A 23,595-nucleotide genomic window follows, 5' to 3' on the forward strand; every position below is an offset into this window, starting at 1 on the left:
CATGGCTGAACGGGATTTGGACAATAGTGGTGTTTTTGGTGAGCTGCGCCGCATGGTCCAGACAACCGGCACCGTGGGGGGCATTGCCGCCCGCCTTGCCGGGCACAAAATGGGGATTCGCTCAGGCGGTGCCTCGCATGCGGAAGATCTGAAATCCATTCTCGGTGGCCTGAAAGGGCCGCTGATGAAGGCTGCGCAGCTCCTCTCCACTATCCCTGGCGCGCTGCCGGATGAATATGCGGAAGAGCTGGCCCAGTTGCAGGCCAATGCTCCGCCAATGGGCTGGAACTTTGTGCGCCGCCGTATGACGGCAGAACTGGGGGCTGGCTGGGAGCGGAATTTCCGCTCCTTCGGGCGGGAAGCCGCCGCGGCTGCCAGCCTTGGGCAGGTGCATAAAGCCGTGCTGGCCGATGGCCGGCAGGTGGCCTGCAAACTGCAATACCCGGATATGAACGCCGCGGTGGAAGCTGATTTGCGCCAGTTCCGTATGGCGATTGGGGTCTACCACCGGCTCGATAACGCCATCCGTCAGGATGACGTGGTGGAAGAACTGGCCGAGCGCCTGCGCGAAGAGCTGGATTATCTGCGTGAGGCCGCCAACATGCGGCTGTATCAGAGCGCTCTGGCCGACTGCCCGGAAGTAACAGTTCCGGCTCCGGTTGATGAACTCTGCACACGCCGCCTTTTGACCATGGAATGGGTCAATGGGCGGAGTATGAACGCCGTGATTCAGGCAGGGCTGACGGAAGAGCAGAAGCAGAAGCTTGCCCGCACGCTGTTCCGCGCCTGGTATGTGCCACTGTATCAGTATGGCGTGGTGCATGGAGACCCCCATATGGGGAACTTCACTGTGCGGGAGGATTACGGGCTGAACCTGCTGGACTTCGGGGCCATCCGGATTTTCAATCCGTCCTTCATCAAGGGGAATATCGACCTCTACCGGGCCTTGCAGACCAAGGATAAGGAACTGGCCACCAAGGCGTATGCCGCGTGGGGCTTTACGGACCTGACCCCTGAGAAGGTCGACGTGCTGAACGAGTGGGCCGGGTTCCTGTATGAACCGCTGATGGATAACCGCGTGCGGTATATTCAGGAAGGCAACAATCCCGCTCTGGGGCGTGAAATTCTGTCCAAAGTGCATGAAGGCTTACAGCGCACCGGTGGCGTACGCCTGCCACGTGAATTTGTGCTGGTGGACCGTTCCGCCGTGGGGCTTGGGTCTGTCTTCATGCGTCTGAAAGTGAAGATGAACTGGTACGAGCTCTTCCATGAGATCGTGCAGGACTTTGATGAAGCCGCTTTGGCTGCCCGTCAGAAAGCTGCTGTGGAGGCTGCGCGCTTCCCGGCAACGCCGGCCAGCTAACCCGATCTGTTCGGGTTATTCCTGTCGCCTGCCTTGCTTTGACCCTTTGAGGTTAGGCAGGGCAGACCAGCAGCCGCCAGCACCAGTATAAGTGTCGGGCCGGCCGGCTGCTGTCTCAGGCTTTAGTACGCCTGATAGTCCACTTTTTTCAGATGCTTTTCGTTATAGTCCAGCTGGTCTTTGGTGAGCTGGAAGCCCACTTCAAACCGGTAATCCGAGTCTATATTCTTGGGCGGAATGGGCAGATCGACGGTCACGACCTTGCTATCGCTTGTGATGCTGGAGAGGTTGGCCGGGAACTGGAACGTGTGTTTGAACACGTGCTTGTTCACAATCCGGTCCCCATGTAGCACGGCAATAAACCACGGCAGCGTGACGGTGCTGCCAGCCGCTGCCGGCCCGTGGCTGACGACAAAGCGCAGCGCGATTCGGGTTTTCAGATCCTTCGGTCCGGCCCCCAGACAATCCCCCTGTAATTTCAGGATGCTCGCCCTTGTGACCAGATGCGGGAAGGTCGCGGTCTTGCCATCATACAGATAGTAATCCGCAGCTTCCGGCGGAATATGCGTGAGCGGGCAGGAGGGGGCGAAGGCAATGGAGGCATTTTCCTCATCCCCGCAGCCACCAAGGGTGGTCAGCAGGCCAAGAGCCGCAAGACCTGACACCGCAAAGCGGGGCAGCAGGCGGCGTGGATGAGAAAGGTCTTGGGACATGTGCAAATCCGGAATTATCGGTTAGAGGGGGTTGAACAGATAAAAAACGAGCAGAACATAGACATCAAGCAGGGTTGTGCTGGCCACAATGCCGGAAAACGGGTTGCATCACCACCTCGCTTTGCGTAGGCCATGGCCACGGTGACCGCGACCTGCTCAGGGTTTCGGGCATAGCCTACCTTACTTATGCTTCTTATAGCTGTTTTTTCTATACCGTCCGCCGCAAGTTTGGGGAACACCATGCCCGATCAAACTCCCGCCGCCACACAGGAGCCCGCACAGGCCCCGCATGGCAAGTCTCTTAAGGTTCTTCTCGCTGGTCCGCGTGGGTTCTGCGCCGGGGTAGACCGCGCAATCCGCGTGGTGGAAGAAGCCATCCGTCGTTACGGCGCACCGGTTTATGTGCGTCATGAAATTGTCCACAACCGTACGGTGGTGGAAGCTCTGGAAGCGCAGGGTGCCATTTTTGTCGAGGAACTGGATGAAGTTCCGCCCGATGGCCACGTTGTGTTTTCTGCCCATGGTGTGCCCAAAACGGTCCCGGCTGAGGCGGAACGCCGCAACCTGCTGTATCTGGATGCAACCTGCCCGCTGGTGTCCAAAGTGCATCGTGAGGCCGAGCGTCATTTTGCCGGCGGTGGCCCGGAAAGCCGCCATATCCTGATGATCGGCCATGCCGGGCATCCGGAAGTGGTGGGCACCATGGGGCAGCTGCCTGCCGGGGCCGTCACGCTGATTAACGATGCGGAAGAAGCCCGCACCGTGCAGCCGGCTGACCCCGCTCGTCTGGCTTTCATCACGCAGACGACGCTCTCCGTTGATGATACGGCTGAGATTGTGGACATCCTGCGTGAACGCTTCCCGCTGATTGAAGGGCCGAAGCGCGAGGATATCTGCTACGCCACCACCAACCGTCAGGAAGCTGTGAAGGCCATTGCGCCGGAATGTGACCTGGTGATTGTGATTGGCTCCCCCAATTCCTCCAACTCCCAGCGCCTGCGGGAAGTGGCCGAGCGCTCCGGCGCGCCGCGTGCCCTGCTGGTGCAGCGTCTGGATGCGCTGGACTGGTCCGTGCTGGACGGCGTGAACACGCTGGGCATTACGGCCGGGGCCTCTGCTCCGGAAGCTCTGGTGCAGGAAATGGTGGCCGAAATGGCCAAGCGTTACACGCTGTGCATTGATGAGCGCACGGTGAAGGAAGAAAACGTGATCTTCCGCCTGCCTGCTCCTCTGGGCTGAGGGCAGCGCAGAAGGATGGCCGTCTATACAGATGTGAGTGATGAAGCCCTTGAGGCGTTTCTGAGCGACTACGCCATTGGCAATCTGGTGGCGTTTCGCGGCATTGCCGAAGGTGTGGAAAACAGCAATTTCCAGCTGCGGACCACGCAGGGGGATTTTATCCTCACGCTGTATGAAAAGCGGGTGAATGCGCAGGAACTTCCGTGGTTTCTGGGCCTGATGCAGCATCTGGCGGGGCAGGGTGTTTCCTGCCCGCAGCCGGTGGCCAGCACAGCCGGGCAGACGCTCGGCACACTCGCAGGGCGGCCTGCCGCCATTACAACTTTTCTACCCGGTGTCTGGCCGCGTAAAATCCGGCAGGAGCATTGCCGCCCGCTTGGGCAGGCGCTTGCGCAACTGCATGAGGCCGGGCGGAGCTATACGGCAGTGCGCCCCAACGCTCTGGGGCCGGATGCCTGGCAACCTTTGCTGGACTCATGCCGTGCAGGTGCTGATGCCGTGCATCCGGGCTTGCTGGCAGAGCTGGACGCGGCCTTTACGCATATTCTGCCGCACTGGCCGGGGCAGGGCGCAAATCCTGCGCTCCCGCATGGGCAGATTCATGCCGATCTGTTCCCTGATAATGTGTTCTTCCTACGTAAAACCGTCTCCGGGCTGATTGATTTCTATTTCGCCTGCACGGATTTTCTGGCCTATGACATCGCCATCTGCCTGAATGCCTGGTGCTTTGAGGGTGATGGGTCGTTCAATGTCACTTTCGGCCGCCAGTTGTTGCAGGGCTATGAGTCTGTTCGCCCGCTTAGCGTGGAAGAACGGCAGGCTCTGCCTGTTCTGGCCCGCGGTGCGGCCATGCGCTTTTTGCTGACGCGGCTGTATGACTGGATCAACACACCACCTGATGCGCTGGTAACCCCTAAAGACCCGCTGGATTACCTCAAGCGCCTGCGCTTCCATTTGGCAACGGAGACAGTCGATGGCTACGGATTCTGAAAATAGTCCCCCGGCAGAGCAGCTGTTGGAGCAGCCACAGTCTTCTTCGCAGGTGGTGGAAGTCTGGACAGATGGCGGGTGTCGTCCTAACCCCGGCCCCGGCGGCTGGGGCGTTCTTCTGCGCTTTAAAGGCGTGGAGCGTGAGCTTTCTGGCGGGGAAGAAGCCACAACCAACAACCGTATGGAACTGACGGCAGCAGCGGAAGCGCTGGAAGCCCTCAAGAGACCCTGCACGGTGCGCCTGCATACGGATAGTGAATATGTGCGCAACGGCATTACCCGCTGGCATACCGGCTGGGTGCGGCGGAACTGGCGCAATGCCTCGGGTGATCCGGTCGCCAATATGGATTTGTGGCGGCGTCTGCTGGACGCGGCCAAGCAGCATGATGTCTCCTGGCATTGGGTGAAGGGCCATTCCGGCGTGCCGGAAAATGAGCGCGTGGATGAACTTGCGACCGAAGCCCGGAAAACTGTCGAAGAGGCCATGAAAACCGCGAGCTGAGAGCCGCCCTGGCCGGAGCAGAAAATGCCTGATTTGTCCTCAAGACAGTATGTGATTGTTCATGGCTATCTGGCCAATCCTGAGGCGCACTGGTTTCCATGGCTTAAAGAGCAGTTAGAGCAGCGTGGCGCCACGGTCTCTGTGCCCGCTCTGCCAGCGTCTCAGGCCCCGCAGCCTGAGGCATGGGCCGAGACTCTGGATACGCTTCTGCCACACCTGAACAACCAGACAATTCTGATCGGCCATAGTCTTGGCTGCGTGACCCTCCTGCGGCATCTGATGTCGCGCCCAAAAGGGGAGACGGTCGGAGGCTATGTTCTGGTTTCCGGGTTCGACAAACCTCTTCAGCCCCTGCCGGAACTGGATGCCTTTACGGCCAGCCCTCTCGATTATGAGGATTTGCAGCGCCGGAGTGCGTTTCGGGCGTCTGTCTTTTCCGACAATGATGGAATTGTGGACCCGCGCCTGTCTCAGGCTCTGGCCGCGTCTCTGCGCAGCACAACGCTGGAAGTGCCCGGCGGCGGGCATTTTCTGGGGCGTGAGGGGTACGAACAGTTTCCTCAACTGCTTGACCTCCTTACTCATGCCTGATGACGGCCGCCTGCTATGACGATTTGCCCGATTGTCCGTTTCCCGGACCAGCGTTTGCGGCAGGTTGCCGCGCCTGTGACGCTTTTTGATGAAGACCTGTCCACTCTGGCGCAGGATATTCTGGACAGCATGCGCGCCGCACCGGGCATTGGCATGACCGGCCCGCATATTGGCGTGGCGCAGCGTGTAGTGGTGCTCGAACTTCCTGATGCTCCGCAGCCTCAGACGTATGTGAACCCGGAAATCATCTGGATGTCGGAAGAAACGATCCGGCAGGAAGAGGGCAGCGTGTCCATGCCCGGCGTGACGGATCTGATCGAGCGCGCCGCCAAAGTCCGGGTGCAGTATCAGGATCTGGACGGCGAGACCCATGTGGAGGAGGCGGAGGGGCTGCGCGCTGCCTGCCATCAGCATGAGATTGACCAGCTCAACGGTATTTTCTGGATTCAGCGGCTGTCCAGTTTGCGGCGCAAACGGGTGGTTGCGCGCTATGAGAAATTACAGCGTCTCCAGCGCTAAGACGCTAAAGCGCAGGCTCTCAAACAGGTCTGCGGCCGCGCACATTGACTTTGTGAACGCATTTCCGGAAATCTGCTGGCATCCGTTTTTCAAGAGGTCATGTATTGCCTGTCTCCTTTAAAAAGATCTGCAAATCATGCCTCGGCTATTTTGCTGCTTTTGTGGTGCTGTCCGGCTTTTATATGTCGCTGGCTGCAACATTGCCCCTGAATTCCGACAGTGTTTCTGCTGTGCTGGAAGCACAGGACATCCTGCAGGGGAATGTTCTGCTGCATTGCTGGGATCTTTCAACAGAGCCGTATTATGTGACGGAAATTCTTCCATACGTCGTTATGGCTGGTCTGGCGGGCTGGCACCTCTCTTTTTACTATCTGGTGCCCGCCATGCTGATGGCCAGCATGGTGTTGCTGGCTTTCCGGCTGTGTCGGGTCCTGGCACCGAGGGGAGCATGGTTTTTTCTGGCTCTGGTGGCGGCCCCCACGGCGTTTGGTGTTCAGGTCATGCTGATCCCCTGTATCCATATGGGGGCGTATGTCGGCGTGCTGGCCTGCTGGCTGCTGATTTTTGCGCAGACTAAACGGGAGAGAGCGGCAGTCTGGGCTGTGTTTGTCGCGTTGCTGGTCCTGTGCGTCGCCAGTGATGATATTGTAAAATATTGCTTTGTTTTTCCCGTCTTGGGGGCCGCCGTCCTGCTGAGTGTGCAAAAGCGCCGGCTGGAACACAGCTGGCTTGTTTTGTGCCTGCTGGGTCTCTGGCGCTGGCGCATACGCTAAAAACCGTTCTGGCGCATAACGGTGCGTTCCATGTGCCGGGGTTGTGGACCATGTCTTTCGCGGGGCAGGAACGGATTGGGTATAATCTGTCTGTGCTTGTTTCAGGCGTGCTGCATTTTTTCGGAGCATATTTTTTTGGGAAAGAGTTTTCCCTGCATGGTTCCGGGAAAGAACTGCTCCATCTAAGCGTGTTCCTGCTGGCCCTGTGGGGTGTCGTGCGGATTGCGCGGAACAAGATACTCCGGCTGGATCTGTTCGATTATGCCGCGTTGCTGTGCATGGGCATTATGGTCGGGGCGTTTACGTTCAGTCAGTTGCCGATTGATGACGCCTCAACCCGGTATCTGGTGTTTCCGTATGTGATGATGGCGCTGTTGCTGGCACGGCATACGGTTCTGCCAGCAGCTGGTCGGGCGCTGGGGCTGGCGGGAGCGGCGGTCTATACGGGGTTGAGCGTGCCCGTGCCGACCCTGCATCTCTGGCAGACAAACCGGAATTTTCCCATCAACATGGAGCTGACCCGCCTTGGTTTGACGCAAGGCTTTGCGCCTTACTGGAGTGCGGCCGTTAACAGTCTGCCCAACCCGGTGCGGATTGTGCCGGTGGAGTTTGGCGCGGACATCAAGCCGTTTCATTTCCTGTCAAAACGGGACTGGTACAAGCAAGGCGGCAATTTTGTACTGTGTGATACAGCCGTGCAGGCTGCTCAGGCCCAGGTTCGTTTCGGCCCGGCGCGGAAGGTGAAAGCGGTGGATGGGCATATCCTGCTGGTGTGGGATAAGACCATCACGCTGCCAGATTAGCCGAGTGCTGCGGGAAAAGGGCCTGACGGTTACAGGGTTCTCATAAGCGGACTAGTCAAAATGCAGACATTGCCAGACGAGCCAGCCGACGGCGCCTTATCTGGCAAACTGTATCTCACCGGTCTGTCAGGCGGAATTCAATGCGGCGGTTGCGGGCGTAGGCGGCAGCGTTGCTCTCGGTATCCAGCGGCTGATAATCGGCAAAGCCGGTTGCGGCCAGATGATGCGGGTTGATCCCTTCCGCCACCAGCAGCTTGACCACGGTAATGGCGCGTGCACTGGAGAGTTCCCAGTTACTGGGGAAGGCGGTGTGAATGGGCTGCTTGTCTGCGTGACCATCCACGCGCAAAATCCATGGAATATCGGCAGGGATATGGCTGGTCACACTTTTAAGGGTCTGGGCCAGTGTATGAATTTCTGACTGGCCTTCCTTTGAGAGGTCGGCGCTCCCCACCGGGAACAGCACTTCGCTCTGGAACACAAAGCGATCCCCCACCACATGCACGCCTTTCTGGTTGTGCAGGATGTCCCGCAGGCGGCCAAAAAATTCGGAGCGATAGCGGCTGAGCTGGCCAACCTTGTCCGCCAGAGCGGTGTTCAGTTTGGCGGAGAGGTCACCAATCGTAGCGTCCTTGCTCTGCACGGTTTTCTGCGAGACATCGAGCGCCTGTGCCAGAGCCGCCAGACGGGCGTTCAGGTCTGTCAGTTCATCATTCAGCTGCGTAACCCGTGTCTGGTCGGCAACGCTCAGAGCGTTGGCGGCCTGTGCGGCGTTCCGGGCCGCTTCAGCCTCGGCTGTCCGGGCAGAGAGCGCCTCCGTATCGTGGGTATGCTGGGCCTGCAGGCCGGTCACGCTGTCTTCCAGCGCATGGTTGCGAGCGTGTTCCGTGTCAAGCTGGCGGGAGAGTTCAGCCGTCTGGCCTTCCAGTTTTTCCAGCACATGCTCACGCCGGTTCAGCGCTGCGGAAAGCAGGGTCTGGCCCATGACAAACACCAGCAGCACAAAAATAACGACCATCAGCAACGTGGAAAGCGCATCCACATAGCCGGGCCAGGCATCCAGTCCGGCGTGCAGCTTTCTGCGGCGGCGGGCCATGTTCAGGGTGCTTTCCGGTCGGAGGGCGCGGTCTCGGCTGTCGCAGCAATGGTGCGGGCCAGCAGACGGAGGTCGTTCCGCAGGTCCGTCGTCATACGGGTGCGGCCTTCCTCATTGTTCTGCACCAGCGTTTGCAGCAGGCGTTCAATATTATGCAGGGCTTCTGTCTGGCCTGCGGTGGATTCCAGCCGGTCGGAAAGCTTGCTTAACACAGCGCTTTCCCGCTCACGCCGGGCCTCACTGGTGCGAACCAGATTTTGTAGGGATTCCAGATTTTCCGCTGTCTGTTCCAGCAAAGCCTGAATATAGGCGGGAACGGAGGTCGTGCTTTCCACGCCAGAGCCGGAGGGCGCGCCAAAGCGGGTCTGTTCCGCCAGCCATTCTTCCAGTTCGTTAAAGAAGCGATTCTGTGCCTGACCGGCGGTCAGGTCCAGAAAGCCCAGAACCAGCGCACTGGCCAGACCAAACAGAGAGCCGGAAAACGCGGTGCTCATGCCATGCAGCGGCTTGGCCAGACCGGTTTTGAGCTGCCCGAACATGGCATCCAGATCGCCACCGCCCACGGACATGTTGCTGATGACATCCGCAATGGCGGCCACAGTCAGCAGCAGGCCATAGAACGTGCCCAGCAGGCCCAGAAAAATGAGCAGCCCCGTCAGATAGCGGGAGACTTCCCGTCCTTCATCCAGTCGGCCGGAGATGGAATCCAGCACAGCCTGCATAGCGGGGGTGGAAAGGGCGGCGGGGTTGCCGCGTTGGTCAGGACGGGTGCCAAGGGCCGTGGCCAGCGGGGCCAGCATGCGCGGCGGCGGCAGGGCTGCCAGACCGGTGCGGGACTGACGGATGGCATCTACCCAGCCGACTTCTGGCAGCAGGCGGCGGACCATCAGGACATTCCACAGAATACCAATGGCCAGAATCCCCAGAATCAGACTATCGAGTAGCGGGTTGCTGAAGAAGGCATCACGCAGGGGCCGCCACAATGTTGCAGCGACCAGCGCCACACACACGAGAAACCCGATCATTCTGAAAAGATACTGTGTGGGGCGCGTCATCTGGTTCCGGTCCGGTTAGAAGAGGAAGGGCGTCAGGGTACAGCGTCTGACTGGTAAATATCGATATAATCCTGCCCGCCAGTGGGGGAAGGGGTTTTAGGGAGGCCGATCACGCGCAGATAAATGCGGGTGGAGGGAATGCCGCTATTCATCAGCACACTGCGTGCGGCCAGCCCGCGCGAGAGGGACATGCGGCGGGGCAGGGAGGGATCATCCACAGCGCCGGAGCTATAGGCGTCAATCAGGGCGCGCACATGGGGTTTGTCAGCCAGAGACTGTGCAAAACCCAGCAGGGCCTGGTGGGTTTCCGGGTTTAGCGTGGCAGCTCCGGCGGCAAAGGTAACACGAACACCTCCCGGAATGGTGGACACAGTCCCGGTGGCTTTTTCGTCAATGGCAGGCTGTGCCGGCATGGGGAAAGGGTGGAGTTCCACATCGGGCGGAGCTGGCGTGAGCTGCGGCACCGGCGGCGGAGCAAGAGGAATGGTTGCCGGAACAGCCGGATGGGGGGGCGCTGCGGGCTTGGCGTTGCTGGCAGGTGCTGCCGTGCTGGAAGCAGGGGCCGACGGCGCTTGCTGTGTGGTGGCAGGGGCCGCAGAAGGAGCTGCCTGTGTGGCTGGCCCATGGGTTGCAGAAGCTGCGGGAGCGGCAGGGTGCGTCAGCGGCGGTTGGGTGGCTGGTTTCGGTGCAGCCCGTTTGGGCGCAGGGGCCGTCTTGTGAGGAGCCGCATGCGGGGCTGTATGGGCCGGAGCAGGGTGCTTGCCCGCCAGATCATCCAGCGCCTGCGTATTGGTGACAACCTGCGCATGCGCGAGCGAGGTCGGCAGCAGGAGGAGGGCGCACAATCCTGTCAGACGGCGCGGTCGGAGATGAGAGTTGTGCATTGCGGGCAAGACTAAACCAGAAGAGGGGCGGGGTGAAATGGCAGAACACCCTTCAGAGTGATCTTTTATGCGCCTAACGGGGCGAATATAGGGCATCAGGCGGAAAACTGCTCTGCGGTAATGCGTTCGGACAGGGTTTGACCGGGGTCAAACAGCACGGTGACGGCCAGAGTGCGGTCCTCATGAATGTGTACGGAGACCACATCGCGGATTTCAATCGAATCAGCCACTGCCGCGACCGGGCGTTTTTCAGCTTCCAGAATGGTAAAGCCGACCTGTGCCGTGGAGGGCAGGAGCGCCCCGCGCCAGCGGCGTGGCCGGAACGGACAGATGGGGGTCAGCGGCAGCAGATTGCCCGAAAGCGGGACAATCGGGCCATGGGCGGACAGGTTATAGGCGGTGGACCCGGCGGGGGTGGCCAGCAATGCACCATCGCAAATCAGTTCCGGCATCCGCACCATGCCGTCTACATCCACCCGGATTTTGGCCGCCTGACGGGTTTGGCGGAACAGAAAGACGTCATTCAGGGCCAGCGCCTCGTGCGTATCCCCCTGCATGGTGCGGGCCGTCATGCGCAGCGGGTGCAGGGTGGCGGCCTGTGTGGTGGTCAGACGTTTGGGGAGGTTGTCTTCCAGCATCGGGTTCATCAGAAACCCGACGGAGCCGCAGTTCATGCCATAGACCGGCACGGTCAGGTTTTGCTCCAGCACCACACGCAGCGTTTCCAGCATAAAGCCGTCGCCCCCAAGGCAGACAACCACGTCTGCTTCTCCCGGATGGCAGTTGCCGTACTGGTGGGTCAGGCGGTCAAACTCATGCCGGGCCACCTCCGTTGGGGCGGCCATAAAGGCAATGCGTTCCGGCACTTTGCGCAGCAGAGGTGAGGGCGTGGCAGGTGGAAGTGGAGAGCTGGTCATGGCAGGCACCCCATGGCGGACCGGTGTCGGAAAAAGTGGGCGGGCAGGCCGCATCCCTTATCCTGCAACGGACGGGTCCTGAAAGGGGGCGGCCTCATTTTTATGGAGCTGAGTGCCGAGTAGCTCATCGTAAACGCTCAGGGTCGCCTGCTGCATGGCATGAGTGGTGTAGTGGGCCAGCACGGTTGCGCGGGCGGCTTCTCCCATAGCGTGCAGGGCATCAGCCGGTGCGTGCAGAATGCTGGCAATGGCCTCGGCCAGCGCCTGAACATCCCCGGGGGGAACGCTCAGCCCGGTGAGGCCATGCTGAACCGTTTCCAGCGCCGCGCCGTGCGCGGTGACAATCACGGGCCGAAACATGGCCTGTGCTTCTACCACAACGCGCCCGAAGGGCTCGGGCCGGAGGGAGGGGATCACGACCAGCGCGGCCAAAGCCATGGCGGCGGGCATGTCCTGACAATGCCCGGCAAAGCGCACCTGTTCCGTCAGGCCGAGCGTGCGGGCATGGGCGACAAGATCCTCCCCATACGCATGACCGGGCGGGCAGGAGCCCGCAAACACGCAGACCCAGGGCGTCATGGGGGCAGTCTTCTTTATGCGTGCCAGAGCATCCAGCAGGAAACGCTGGCCTTTCCACTCTGTCAGGCGGCCGGGCATGAGGATAACCGGCACGCCTGCGGGCACGTCCCAGCTTTCAGCCAGCCGGTGCACGCGCTGCCCGCTGACAGCATCCGGGCTAAACTGGTTGATATCCGCGCCACGCGGAATAACCCGCAGGCGATCCGGCCCGACGTGATAGTCCTGCGCCAGCCGCTGGCCGATATGCTGGCTAATGGCAATCACCCGGTCCCCGGAGGCCAGAACGGCATTATAGCGCTTTTTGCCGGGAAAATTGTTGGCATGCACCCCGTGCCATGTGGTGACAAAAGGTGTGCCCGTGCGGTTGCAGGCCAGACGTCCCACCCATGCCGGGGCGCGAGAACGGGCATGAACAAGAGCCACGTTATTCTGCCGGATAAAGCGTGCCAGCGTGCTGGCATTGCGTAGAATGGAGAGCGGGTTTTTGCTGCCACAGCGGGGCAGGGTGTGGTGCTGTGCTCCCAGTCGTTCCAGCGTGGGAACCAGCCTGCCACCTGCACTCATCACCAGTGCGGTGCCGCCTGCCTGCGTGATGGCATCGGCCATTTCCAGCGTGCCCCGTTCTACTCCGCCCTGCTCCAGTGCCGGAAGAATTTGCAGAATGACGGGGGAAGATGGCGTAATCGTCATGTTAGGGCTGTTAGCATGGTTTTCTGGCAACAGACACTCTTCTGCAAACATCCGCACTTCTGGCCCGACTTGACCACCCGGCCCGTATCCGCGCTATGGAAAGAGAGATGACGCACTTGTCCTTCTCTCCCCGGCCTGTTCCGGCGCGCTGCGCACCCTTTGCTGCGACACTCGGAGTAGGCCTGCTGCTGGCGGGTGCGCCGGCCTGCGCGGCGACTATCCGCCCTCATCCCCCGGTGGCACAGGCAGGTACGGGAACGACCGCCAGTCATGGCGGCAAAGAAGCACCACAGACATGGACGCTTGCCGATTGCATGGCCATGGTGGAAGAAGACCCCTTCGGCGCGCGGGACTATGCACAGGACTGGATGAAGCACGGCGGAGACAGGGAAGCACGGCATTGTCATGCTCTGGCTCTGCTGGAACTTGGGGATGAACTGGACGCCGCGCAGGAGTTGGATGATCTGGTCCGCAAAGCGCCTCCCTCTGGCCCGGAAAGTTCTGCCAGCCTACGGGCTGTGATGGCGGAAGAAGCGGCAGAAGCGTGGCTTTCTGCCGGTAATCCACCCGGCGCGCTGACGATTGTCGATTATGGTCTCTCCATTCGCCCCGGTGATACAAATCTGCGGCTCGCCAAAGCACGGGCCCTCCTTGAGCAGGGCAATACCGGGGCTGTGGTAACGGATCTGACGGCGCTGGTCGCGCGGGGCGGAGACGCTCCCACCGAAGCATTTGTGTTGCTGGCTTCAGCCGAGCGGCGACTTGGGCAACTGGATAAGGCCACCCAGCATATTACATTGGCCTTGCAACGGATGCCGGACGATGCTGCGGCTCTGCTGGAGCGCGGGATTATTCGCGAGCAGGTGGGGGATGCCACCGGCGCAAAAACGGACTGGCAGCAGGTGCTGGACCTTTCTCCCGACAGCCATGAGGCCGATCTGGCCCGGCAGGATCTGGCCGTTCTGGCCGCTGACCCGGATTCGCCGTGACACAACGCCAGAGTTTGCGCCGTATTCTGGTCATCCGGCTGGGGGCTCTTGGGGATTTTGTGCAAAGCTTCGGGCCATTTCAGGCTATCCGGGCAGCCCACCCCACAGCACAGATCACTTTGCTGACCACGTCACCTTTTGTGGAACTGGCCCGTCTTTCTCCGTGGTTTGATGCGGTGGAGGTCGATCCGCGTCCCTCATGGGGCAATCTTCCGGCTTTACTGGCCCTGCGGCAAAAGCTGCGCGGGTATGACCGTGTGTATGATCTTCAGACCTCCAGCCGCACCGCCCGTTATTATGCGCTGGCCGGATGCCCGCAGACGTGGTGCGGGCATGTCGGGCGCTCTCCGTTAGTGCATACAAACCTCTGGCGGAATGAGATGCACACCCGCACCCGGCAGCGCGACCAGTTGCGACGGGCGGGCATTCCCGAGGTCCCTCAGCCGGATGTCTCTTGGCTGGCAGAGCTGGGGCCGCATCCTGATGCCCCCTATGGGCTGATTGTCCCGGGAGCCTCGCCCCATCGTCCCGCCAAACGCTGGCCTGTCCGCCGGTATGCGGAACTGGCAACCCGGCTTGAAAGCCGGGGACTGCGCCCGGTGGTTGTGGGGAGTGGGGCCGATAAACCGCTTGCGGAGGGGATCCGGCAGTTCTGCCCGCAGGCACTGGATCTGACAGGCCAGACCACTCTGCCGGAACTGGCCGGTCTGGCGGCACGGGCGCAGATTGCGGTGGGGAATGATACCGGGCCGATGCATCTGGCTGCCATGATGGGCTGCCCTAGTGTTGTGCTGTTTTCTGCGGACAGTAATCCGGCCCTGACAGCCCCGCTTGGGCGGGCGCCGGGGCAGGTTTGTGTGCTTTCTGTGCGGGATCTGGCGACACTTTCCGTCAACAGGGTTGCAGCCGCGCTCTCCTGACGCCATTAAAAGCCTTTACAACCATCTGATCTCCGGAGTTCTTCCATGCCTGCCATCACCTTGCCTGACGGATCCGTTCGCAGTTTTGACGGGCCGGTCACGGGCACGGCCATTGCCGAAGCCATCGGGCCGGGGCTGGCCAAAGCGGCACTGGCCATGGAGGTCAATGGCGCGCTGCAGGATATTGGTCGCTCTGTGACCGAAGATGCCGCAGTCCGCTTCATTACCCGGAAAGACCCGGAATCTCTGGAGATGATCCGGCATGACGCCGCCCATGTGCTGGCCGAAGCTGTGCAGTCTCTCTTTCCCGGCACGCAGGTCACCATCGGGCCGTCCATTGAAAACGGCTTTTATTACGACTTCTATCGTAACGAGCCGTTCTCGCCGGAAGACTTCGCCGCCATTGAAGCGCGGATGAAGGAAATTGTGGCCAACGCCGAGCCGTTCGTGCGGGAAGTCTGGCCGCGGGATAAAGCCATCGCCTTCTTTGAAGAGAAAGGTGAGCGCTTCAAAGCCGAGTTGATCCGTGATCTGCCGGAAGATGAGGATATTTCCATCTACCGTCAGGGTGAATGGCTGGATCTGTGCCGTGGGCCGCATCTGCGCAACACCAAGGATGTCGGCACGGCCTTCAAGCTGATGAAGGTGGCGGGTGCTTACTGGCGCGGGGACCATCGCAACCCCATGCTGACCCGCATTTATGGCACGGCCTGGCGCGACCAGAAGGAGTTGGACGCCCACCTGCACCAGCTTGAGGAAGCAGAACGCCGCGACCATCGCCGTATTGGCCGGGAAATGGACCTGTTCCATTTTCAGGAAGAAGCGGTGGGCCAGATTTTCTGGCACCATAAAGGCTGGCGTCTGTATTGCGCCCTGCAGGACTACATGCGCCGGGCACAAACCCGCGGCGGGTATCAGGAAGTGCGTACGCCGCAGCTTCTGGACCGCGGCTTGTGGGAGGCCTCCGGCCACTGGGACAAATACCGTCACCACATGTTTGTGGCGACTGTTGAGGATGAGGATAAGACCCTCGCCCTTAAACCCATGAACTGCCCTTGCCACGTGCAGATTTTCCGTCACGGTCTGCGTTCCTACCGTGAACTGCCGATCCGTATGGCCGAGTTCGGGGCCTGCCACCGGTATGAACCGTCCGGCGCGCTGCACGGGCTGATGCGCGTGCGCGGCTTTACGCAGGATGATGCGCATATCTTCTGCACAGAAGACCAGATTGCAGATGAAACCGTGCGGTTCGTGCGCATGCTGCATGAAGTTTACAAGGATCTGGGCTTTGAGCATGTCCGTGTGAAATTTGCGGACCGGCCGGAACAGCGGGCGGGCAGCGATGAAACATGGGACAAGGCGGAAAGCGCGCTGAAGGAAGCGTGTGAAGTTGCCGGCGTGACGTATGAGTATAATCCGGGTGAGGGCGCGTTTTACGGTCCAAAGCTGGAATTCGTGCTGCGTGACGCCATCGGGCGTGACTGGCAGTGTGGAACTTTGCAGGTCGACCTTGTGCTGCCGGAACGACTCGATGCCAGCTATATTGGCGAAGATTCTGCGCGTCATCGCCCGGTTATGTTGCATCGCGCGATTCTCGGCTCCTTTGAGCGGTTCCTTGGTATTCTGATCGAGCAGCATGCCGGTCGCTTCCCGCTCTGGCTCGCACCGGTGCAGGTCGTGGTGGCGTCTATCGTCAGTGATGCCGGGGCTTATGCGGAAGAAGTGGCCGCCGCCCTGCGTGCCGCCGGTCTGGCTGCGGAAGCCGATGTGCGGAATGACAAGATCAATTCCAAGATTCGCGAGCATAGCGTGGCCCGCGTGCCGCTTATTCTGGTGGTTGGCCGCCGGGAAGCAGAAGAGCGGACCGTTGCCATGCGCCGTCTGGGCGGGAAAGATCAGGAAACCTTTGGGTTTGATGAGGTTGTGGCCCGTATTGCCGAGGAAGCAACGCCCCCGGATCTGCGCAAAAAAGCGTGAGACTCGGCTGCTTGTTTTTGGCAGGGCTGGAATGAGTCTGTTTTCTGCCCGGATATGCTTGATAAACGGCTAAGAATTGCGCACATAATAACACTGTAAGCGGAGGCACCGGGAGGTGCTTCTGTTTAGTTTTTTTATCCATGACAGGAGCTGACCATAGCCAGACCCCCTATTCCCGCGCCGCCCACCCGCGAGGGACCACGTGTTAACGAAGAGATCCGCGTACCGCAGGTTCGTCTGATTGACGAAGAAGGCGAGATGGCGGGTGTCATGTCGACCCGCGATGCACTGGCTCGCGCGTATGGCGTCGGCCTTGATCTGCTTGAGATTAGCCCGAACGCAGAACCGCCCGTTGCCAAGATTCTTGACTACGGCAAGTTCAAGTACGAGCAGCAGAAAAAGCGCAACGAAGCCCGGAAGAAACAGAAGGTCATTGAGATCAAGGAAGTCAAGGTTCGTCCGAATATCGACGAAAATGACTACCAGGTTAAAATGCGCTCTGTGAAAAGCTTCCTGGGTGATGGCGACAAGGTGAAAGTCACCCTGCGTTTCCGTGGCCGTGAAATGGCGCATCAGGAACTGGGCATCAAGGTTCTGGAGCGTATCCGCACCGAGATGGACGAGCAGGCTAAAGTTGAGCAGATGCCGCGCCTTGAAAACCGGCAGATGATCATGGTGCTCGCACCCCGTTAAGGTCTGGTGCGGGCCGCAGGATTTTCTCTTGCAGTCTGACAGATACAAAAAGCGCCTGTGCGGGTTCTCTTCGCACAGGCGCTTTTTTGTTGGGGGCGTATGCCAGCGCAAGCTTGCCCCTGCCTTAACGTTACGGAGCCAGTAACACAGTGGCGTGGGCGGTAGCCCGGACAGTCTGCACTTCTGCGGTGCTGGAAGGCGGGGGCGCACTATCCGCAGCAGGCCCGCGTGCAGCCATGGCCATCATCATGACAGGACGCGGAAACCCGCCACTGGACATTGAGACGGTGGCAAAGCGCACCACATGCAGCCCCAGAGAGGCCGCGAGCGTGTCTGCCTGCTTTTTCAGATCCTCCACGGCGTTTTTCTCAGCGTCCAGCGTCAGTTTCTTCTGGTTCTCCGGGGAGAGTGACCAGGAAAGATCTTCCAGCATCAGCCCTTCACCCTGAAGATCCCCGGTGAGGGGTAGCAGGGCTGAGCCATCGGGCGCAGTAAAGGTTAGTGCCTGTGAGGCCGTCCATGAGGCTGGCGCTTTGTCCGGTCGATTTTCTGATACGGAATATTCCAGCACAGCGGCTTTGACTCCGGCTGTCTTGGCAGACTGCTCAACGGCATGATGCACCAGTGTATTCACGGCTTTCTGGGCAGCAGCGGCTGTTTTATCGCGGCTTTCTGCGCGAAAGCGGGCAATAAGCTGGTCAGGTGCTGCTTTGACGGAACCGGAGCCGTTGATTTCCAGACGGGTGTAGCTGTCTTCCGGCTTGTTCTGAGCCAGAGCAAGCGCCGGAGTAACGGCGGTCAGAGCGAGGGCCAGAGCACTAAGGCTGGTAAGGCGAGAGGAGAGGCGCATTTAAGGCGTTGTCCTTTTCAGACTGACAATGGCGCGCCGCAGTCGGATAAGACCGGGGCGGACCAGCCCCTGCCGGCAAAGGTCTGTCCCTTCTTCCCGCAGTCGACTGACCGTAGGCGATAGCGCGCTTGCATTATAACTTTCAATGACACGAGACAGTTGTAAGCAAAATGCCACACTGTCTGATGTAACCACCACAGGTTTGGGGGATGGCACTGTACGCATAATGCGTCGCCCTCCAACCGGGGGTGAGGATGGAAAAACCGCTTGTGCTGAAAGTCGGGTGGAGATGGCTGTTGTTGCGATACTCCCTAACGTCAGCACCAGAGCGAGAGGTAAGGATCGTCTCATTCATAAGAATTTTTAAGGAAATTGGTGTCTTTTTAAAGGCAAAAGTGGACTTGTAATGGTTTATTTATACTCAACGTGAAGGAATTAATGATTGGTGGTCGTGTGCTGTACGGCCGGGACGGTTTCTTCATCGGGCAGAGGAATTTCAATACGGGTTATCAGACCGGGTGCGTTGGACGCCAGCTGTAACTGCCCGTCATGCAACTGTACAATAGCCTGCACCAGTGAGAGACCAAGGCCGGAGCCAGGTGTGTTTCTGGCCTGTTCCGCCCGGAAAAACCGTTCGGAGGCACGGGCCATATCGGCCTCGCTCATGCCAATTCCTTCATCTGCCACACTCAGGCTGAGCATCTTGCCACGGGTCCCGTCCGAGCGCCGTGCGGTTGAGAGGACTTCGGCTGAAAGAGTGATGATACCGTGAGGCGGGGAGAATTTGACGGCATTATCCAGCAGATTGGCCACGGCCTGCTGGAACATGGCGCGGTCCCCAAAAAAGGGCAGGTGGTCCGGCAGATGCTGCACAAAGCGCAGACCGTGGTCTTCCGCCACCGCTTCATACAATTCGCACACGTCCTGCAGAGCCGGGATCAGGTCAAACAGGACAAAGGCGGAGCGGCGTGCGCCGGATTCAATCTGGGCAATACGCAGCAGCGCCTCGCAGATGGAAGTGACATTGTCCAGATTGCCCACAGCCTGCTCAATGGCGGCCCGGAGTTCATCCTCATTTTTTGCATGCAGGGCTGCATCTTCCAGCTGGGTCCGGGCGCGGGTGATGGGGGTGCGCAGATCATGCGCAATGGCGTTGGACACCTGACGGACACCGTCCATCAGGCGGCTGATACGTTCCAGCATTTCGTTAATGGTAATGGCGATTTCATCCAGTTCATCATCCGAGCCCTGCACGGGCATGCGGCGTGACATATCTCCATGGGTGATGGCCTGTGTGGTGCGGCTGATGGAGTGGATGACGTGGCGGAACAGGCGGCGGATCAGCCAGCCGCCGCCAATGGCCAGCAGGGTGACCATGACACACGCCCAGAGGAGTGTGTCGGTCACGATCTTGCGCAGCAGTGTACGGCCACTGATATCCCGGCCTATCAGCAGGCGATAGCCATCGGGGAGGGCATACGCCCGGACTTTGGCCATATCCTGTGCATAGGAGCGTTGGACCGGCATGGTGAACCAGTGGTCGTTACTGATAATCTGCCGCGGCCATTCTGCCAGATTGCCGGCGACCCATTTGTTATCTTTGTTGACGAGCAGATACAGGGCGTTGTCATCCACGTCCTGTTCCAGCCTGTCATCAATAATCATGGTCAGGCCAGTGGGGCCGCCCTCTGACCAGATGTTGAACAGAGCACGGGAATCCGTCGTGATGGCCTGCTCAACCCGGTGTTCAAGCAGGCCGACTGTTCCCCACCAGATAAAGGAGAGAAACAGCACGGCGGAGCAGATAAAGAGCGTTCCGTAAACCAGTGCAAACCGTAAGCTGACGGAGCGCAAGCGTAAAAAGCCTGGCTGCGGGCTGGCGGGTGCAAAGGCGGTGGGTTCGCTCATTCCTGCAGCATATACCCCGCATTCCGGATGGTATGGACCAGCGGGCGGCCAAAGGGTTTATCAATTTTCTGACGCAGACGAGAGACGTGGACGTCAATCACATTGGTCTGCGGGTCAAAATGATAATCCCACACGCCTTCCAGCAGCATGGTGCGGGTGACGACCTGCCCGGCATGGCGCATCAGAAATTCCAGCAGCCTGAATTCACGCGGCTGGAGGTCAATCTTCTGGCCTGCGCGTTTGACGCCACGAGCGAGCAGATCAATTTCCAGATCCCCGACCATCAGGCGCGTCTGCGGCTGGGCCTCGTTCCGGTTACGCCGGACGAGGGCTTCCAGACGCGCCTGCAACTCATTGAAGGAGAAGGGCTTGGTGACGTAGTCATCACCACCGGCTTTCAGTCCGGCAACCTTTTCGTCCACTTCCGCCAGAGCGGACAGCAGCAGAACAGGGGTCACGTTGCCCTGACGGCGCAACGTTTCAAGGATGTGAATGCCGTCCACCCCGCCAGGAAGCATCCTGTCCAGAATGATGATGTCGAAATTCTCGTTGGTGGCGAGTGACAAACCATCCTTGCCGTTTTCAGCCTGCTCAACCAGATGCCCCGATTCGGACAGGCCTTTGGCAATGAAAGTTCTAACTGTTTGGTCGTCTTCAACAAGAAGAATGCGCATTTCAGGACCCAGACTCCGGAAGTGATTACCAAATTCTTACGGTGTTCCTACTGGTTTGTCACGACGGAGTTTTTATACGCGTTCGTCATCTGAGAGCGGTGGTGTCAATCCATCAAAAATGGAGAGGAGGGCGGCGGTCAGAGGAGAGGCAAAAATCAGGCCGGGGAAGCCCAGAATTGCGCCAAAAAGGGTCTGAGACAGCACGGTGATGGCGGGGGGCATCTGTACGGCGTGGCGCTGAATGACAGGGGCCAGCACATTGCCTTCAAAAAACTGGATAACGCTGTAAAGCACCGCCACCATGATCGTTTCCCGCGTACCCAGAGAGAGAGCCAGGAGGAGGGCAGGCACAGCCCCCATGATCGCGCCGATATAGGGAATGAAGTTACACAGCCCGGCCAGAACACCCAGCGCCAGAGCCAGCGGTACACCGATAAACCAGAGGCCAACGCCGGAGAGAACGCCCACCACAAGCATGTCCAGAGACTGCCCGGCGACCCATGCCCACAGGGTCTGGCTGGCGCGGAGCATCAGCGTCCGGGCTCTGGGGCGCTGGGCCACAGGCACCAGCCGGAGTGCGCCGTTGGCGTAGAGACCGGGGTCCATGGCGAAATACAGCCCGGCAATCAAAATCACCACAATCGTGCCGGCCGCGCCAAAGGCGGAACCGAGGATACCCGTCATGGAGCCGGCGATGCGGGACCCGAGGGACGCGAGGCTGCTGCTGCTGCCACCCTGATTGCCGCCAAGGGAGGCGGGCAGGTAGTTCAGAATCATCTGGCCGGTGGGGTTGGTCTGCAAGGTTGCACGCAGGGAGGCTTCCTGCTGGCGCAGGGCGTCCTGCAGCTTGGCGGCCTCATTCACAATGGCGGGGCCGCTGCCCCAGATCAGCAACGCAACCGCTGCTATCAGAGCAGCCACGACTGCCGTGAGGGACCAGCCGTAAGGCAGGCGCAGATGTTTAACCAGAATTTTGGAAAGGCCATGCAGCACAACCGCAAACAGGGTTGCCGCAAACAGAATGGTCAGTACATCCCCCAGCAGCCAGACCATGAGCCCGATAACGGCCAGCCCCAGTGTCAGGCGTAGAATATGCGTAATGCTGCCCAGCCATCCGGCGCTGTTGTCTGCGTTGTTGTCGGTCAGGGGGCAGGCGGGCGGCTCGGCTGAACCCTGATTGTCCTCATTTTGCACCGAGGGAGTGTTACAATCTGGGGGAGAAGCTGAAACGGACGTCATGGAAGGCAGTTCTTTCAAGAATGAGAAGGACTATGTAACGGCTGATCTGGATTTTAGTGACAGGAGACAGTACATATTTTTGTACGTTCTGTAATGAAATGTTCCAATTAAGACTATTTAGAAAAATTTGGACTTTGGGGAGTTAGAGTAAAGATGTCTGGCGGGAACGACGGAGGCCTTCATGCGGCCTCAAAAGCCATTCTCGCTTTTGCAGTGGGGACATTCGCAATCGGAACAGGCGAGTTCGCGGCCATGGGGCTTTTGCCTCAGATGGCGGACAGCCTGCATGTTACAGTGCCGCAGGCTGGCGGTGCGATTTCCGCTTACGCGCTGGGTGTTGTGGTTGGGGCTCCTCTGGTGTCCGTGCTGGGGGCCAGTTTTTCACGCCGTTCCCTGATGGTGGTGCTGATGGCGTGGTTTGCCGTGACAAACTGCCTGAGTACCTGCGCGACATCTTTGCACATGCTTGAGCTTGCCCGCTTTATTACCGGTCTGCCGCACGGTTCCTTTATGGGGGTATCTGCTCTGGTTGCGGCGGGACTGGTGGAGCGCGGTTATCGTGGCCGGGCTGTGGGGCGCGTGTTTGCGGGCATGACCATTGCCAATATTCTCGGCGCACCGTTTGCCAGTTACGCCGGGACCTATTTTGGATGGCGGCTGTCTTATCTGCTCATCGGTCTGATCAGCGCCATCTGCTGCGTCATGGTCCAGCTTTTTGTCCCGTATGATTCACCCAATCGGGCACGGTCGGCTCTGGGTGAACTGGCCGCGTTTACCCGCAAGCAGGTCTGGTTTGTCATCGGCACGGTAGCTGTGGGCTGCGGTGGGATGTTCTGCGTTTACACCTATTTCTCGCTGACCTTGCAGCAGGTGACGCATGTACCCGTTTGGGCCGTGCCGCTGTTCCAGTCTCTGTGGGGAATGGGCATGTTTGTCGGTGCGTGGGTTGGCGGCATTGTCATGGACAAGAACCTGAAATGGGCCACCATTGGCGCGTTTATCTGGAATGCGGCAGCTCTGGGCATGTTTGCTCTGGTGGCGTCCAATATTCCACTGACAGCCCTTGCCGTGTTCATGCTTGGCGGCGGGATTGCACTTTCTCCCGCTATGCAGATGCGTCTGATGGATGTCGCGGCGGATGCCCAGACACTGGCAGCCTCTATGAATCACGCCGCCTTTAATATGGCCAATGCCCTCGGAGCCTGGCTGGGCGGCCTTGTGCTGGTGGCTGGGTATGGCGATGCCGCGACCGGCTGGGCCGGAATGATCCTGTCCTGCGTGGGGCTCGTCCTGTTCCTGCTCTCCCTGTGGAGTGAGAAGCGGGACGCAGGGAAAGAGGGTGCGAGGGCAGGCTAAAAGGTCTTACATATTTAGTCCCGTGATGGGGTGGATTGATTGCCTTCCTGGATACAAATTCACCCATCAGAGCCAAGGGATAACGACGGATCTGACCGGCCTCTCGACAGCCAATCTGCAACAAATCATAGAGGCCATAAAGAACTGTTTGGTAAGTGAAAAAACAAGACCGGACCCTTGTCAGAGCAGTGTAATCCCCTCCCTGTTTTTCAGCTTGTCATAAAGCAGGCCATATTTCTTTTTGTTCTTTTTCCACTTGTCCTCCAGTTCTTTCC

24 protein-coding genes are annotated in these 23,595 nt (G+C 59.6%); 13 read left to right on the top strand and 11 right to left on the bottom strand.

Going from position 1 to position 23,595, the window contains the following annotated elements:
- The first annotated feature begins 1 nt into the window (after position 1).
- A complete protein-coding gene (locus tag HK23_RS03970) occupies positions 2 to 1,363 on the top strand; it encodes an ABC1 kinase family protein (protein ID WP_086652945.1) in 1,362 nt (453 codons plus the stop codon).
- A gap of 122 nt (positions 1,364 to 1,485) precedes the next feature.
- On the opposite strand, the gene HK23_RS03975 is transcribed toward HK23_RS03970, so the two are convergent.
- A complete protein-coding gene (locus HK23_RS03975; RefSeq protein ID WP_063908445.1) occupies positions 1,486 to 2,076 on the bottom strand; it encodes a hypothetical protein in 591 nt (196 codons plus the stop codon).
- Positions 2,077 to 2,316: 240 nt separating this feature from the next.
- On the opposite strand from HK23_RS03975, the gene ispH reads away from it, so the two are divergent.
- The 7 genes from ispH to HK23_RS04010 all read left to right on the top strand — a co-directional run bounded on the left by ispH (position 2,317) and on the right by HK23_RS04010 (position 7,493).
- On the top strand, positions 2,317 to 3,315 hold the full coding sequence (gene ispH / locus HK23_RS03980; protein WP_063908524.1) for a 4-hydroxy-3-methylbut-2-enyl diphosphate reductase: 999 nt from the start codon (positions 2,317 to 2,319) through the stop codon (positions 3,313 to 3,315).
- A 15-nt stretch (positions 3,316 to 3,330) separates the two neighbouring features.
- Positions 3,331 to 4,305, top strand: coding sequence for a homoserine kinase (locus HK23_RS03985; protein ID WP_086652946.1), 975 nt, complete (start codon positions 3,331 to 3,333; stop codon positions 4,303 to 4,305).
- Positions 4,289 to 4,807 carry a ribonuclease HI gene (gene rnhA / locus HK23_RS03990; protein ID WP_086652947.1) on the top strand — a complete coding sequence of 173 codons (519 nt, stop codon included), beginning with the start codon at positions 4,289 to 4,291 and terminating at the stop codon, positions 4,805 to 4,807. The genes HK23_RS03985 and rnhA overlap by 17 nt, the downstream gene beginning before the upstream one ends.
- Before the next feature lie 24 nt (positions 4,808 to 4,831).
- Entirely contained in the window at positions 4,832 to 5,398 is a 567-nt protein-coding gene (locus HK23_RS03995; RefSeq protein ID WP_086652948.1) for an RBBP9/YdeN family alpha/beta hydrolase, read from the top strand.
- A gap of 15 nt (positions 5,399 to 5,413) precedes the next feature.
- The gene (locus HK23_RS04000) at positions 5,414 to 5,917 is read left to right on the top strand and encodes a peptide deformylase (protein ID WP_086652949.1); all 504 of its coding nucleotides are present in this window, start codon (positions 5,414 to 5,416) and stop codon (positions 5,915 to 5,917) included.
- 104 nt (positions 5,918 to 6,021) lie between these two features.
- Positions 6,022 to 6,690: a hypothetical protein gene (locus tag HK23_RS04005; RefSeq protein WP_086652950.1), complete on the top strand. Its 669-nt coding sequence runs from the start codon at positions 6,022 to 6,024 to the stop codon at positions 6,688 to 6,690.
- Positions 6,654 to 7,493, top strand: coding sequence for a hypothetical protein (locus HK23_RS04010; RefSeq protein WP_086652951.1), 840 nt, complete (start codon positions 6,654 to 6,656; stop codon positions 7,491 to 7,493). Before HK23_RS04005 ends, HK23_RS04010 begins: the two co-directional genes overlap by 37 nt.
- Positions 7,494 to 7,608: 115 nt before the next feature.
- Here the strand turns inward: HK23_RS04010 and HK23_RS04015 are convergent, their stop codons facing one another.
- The 5 genes from HK23_RS04015 to HK23_RS04035 all read right to left on the bottom strand — a co-directional run bounded on the left by HK23_RS04015 (position 7,609) and on the right by HK23_RS04035 (position 12,714).
- A complete protein-coding gene (locus tag HK23_RS04015) occupies positions 7,609 to 8,589 on the bottom strand; it encodes a peptidoglycan -binding protein (RefSeq protein ID WP_086652952.1) in 981 nt (326 codons plus the stop codon).
- Between the two features lie 2 nt (positions 8,590 to 8,591).
- On the bottom strand, positions 8,592 to 9,644 hold the full coding sequence (locus HK23_RS04020; RefSeq protein WP_086652953.1) for a flagellar motor protein MotA: 1,053 nt from the start codon (positions 9,642 to 9,644) through the stop codon (positions 8,592 to 8,594).
- Positions 9,645 to 9,676: 32 nt separating this feature from the next.
- Complete coding sequence (locus HK23_RS04025) at positions 9,677 to 10,528, bottom strand: OmpA family protein (protein WP_086652954.1); 852 nt, start codon at positions 10,526 to 10,528, stop codon at positions 9,677 to 9,679.
- 95 nt (positions 10,529 to 10,623) lie between these two features.
- Positions 10,624 to 11,445, bottom strand: coding sequence for an NAD kinase (locus tag HK23_RS04030; protein ID WP_086652984.1), 822 nt, complete (start codon positions 11,443 to 11,445; stop codon positions 10,624 to 10,626).
- A 57-nt stretch (positions 11,446 to 11,502) separates the two neighbouring features.
- A complete protein-coding gene (locus HK23_RS04035; protein ID WP_086652985.1) occupies positions 11,503 to 12,714 on the bottom strand; it encodes a glycosyltransferase family 4 protein in 1,212 nt (403 codons plus the stop codon).
- Between the two features lie 107 nt (positions 12,715 to 12,821).
- On the opposite strand from HK23_RS04035, the gene HK23_RS04040 reads away from it, so the two are divergent.
- From HK23_RS04040 to infC, 4 genes are all read left to right on the top strand, one after another.
- Complete coding sequence (locus HK23_RS04040) at positions 12,822 to 13,703, top strand: tetratricopeptide repeat protein (protein ID WP_256940057.1); 882 nt, start codon at positions 12,822 to 12,824, stop codon at positions 13,701 to 13,703.
- Between the two features lie 14 nt (positions 13,704 to 13,717).
- Positions 13,718 to 14,623, top strand: coding sequence for a glycosyltransferase family 9 protein (locus tag HK23_RS04045; protein ID WP_086652987.1), 906 nt, complete (start codon positions 13,718 to 13,720; stop codon positions 14,621 to 14,623).
- Positions 14,624 to 14,668: 45 nt separating this feature from the next.
- Positions 14,669 to 16,600, top strand: a complete 1,932-nt coding sequence (thrS, locus tag HK23_RS04050; protein WP_086652955.1) for a threonine--tRNA ligase — start codon at positions 14,669 to 14,671, stop codon at positions 16,598 to 16,600.
- A gap of 171 nt (positions 16,601 to 16,771) precedes the next feature.
- Entirely contained in the window at positions 16,772 to 17,293 is a 522-nt protein-coding gene (gene infC / locus HK23_RS04055; protein WP_043553587.1) for a translation initiation factor IF-3, read from the top strand.
- A 130-nt stretch (positions 17,294 to 17,423) separates the two neighbouring features.
- On the opposite strand, the gene HK23_RS04060 is transcribed toward infC, so the two are convergent.
- The 5 genes from HK23_RS04060 to HK23_RS04075 form a co-directional block, all read right to left on the bottom strand.
- Complete coding sequence (locus HK23_RS04060; protein WP_086652956.1) at positions 17,424 to 18,143, bottom strand: SIMPL domain-containing protein; 720 nt, start codon at positions 18,141 to 18,143, stop codon at positions 17,424 to 17,426.
- A complete protein-coding gene (locus tag HK23_RS14210; RefSeq protein ID WP_143217474.1) occupies positions 18,144 to 18,494 on the bottom strand; it encodes a hypothetical protein in 351 nt (116 codons plus the stop codon).
- Between the two features lie 84 nt (positions 18,495 to 18,578).
- Positions 18,579 to 20,051, bottom strand: coding sequence for a HAMP domain-containing sensor histidine kinase (locus HK23_RS04065; RefSeq protein ID WP_086652957.1), 1,473 nt, complete (start codon positions 20,049 to 20,051; stop codon positions 18,579 to 18,581).
- Complete coding sequence (locus tag HK23_RS04070; RefSeq protein WP_086652958.1) at positions 20,048 to 20,725, bottom strand: response regulator transcription factor; 678 nt, start codon at positions 20,723 to 20,725, stop codon at positions 20,048 to 20,050. Before HK23_RS04070 ends, HK23_RS04065 begins: the two co-directional genes overlap by 4 nt.
- 72 nt (positions 20,726 to 20,797) lie before the next feature.
- Positions 20,798 to 21,964, bottom strand: a complete 1,167-nt coding sequence (locus HK23_RS04075; RefSeq protein ID WP_086652959.1) for an AI-2E family transporter — start codon at positions 21,962 to 21,964, stop codon at positions 20,798 to 20,800.
- A gap of 153 nt (positions 21,965 to 22,117) precedes the next feature.
- Between HK23_RS04075 and HK23_RS04080 the strand changes: the two genes are divergently transcribed.
- A complete protein-coding gene (locus tag HK23_RS04080; protein ID WP_086652960.1) occupies positions 22,118 to 23,320 on the top strand; it encodes an MFS transporter in 1,203 nt (400 codons plus the stop codon).
- Positions 23,321 to 23,595 lie beyond the last annotated feature (275 nt).

The sequence above is a fragment of the Acetobacter malorum genome, from assembly GCF_002153605.1.
GTDB lineage: Bacteria > Pseudomonadota > Alphaproteobacteria > Acetobacterales > Acetobacteraceae > Acetobacter > Acetobacter malorum_A.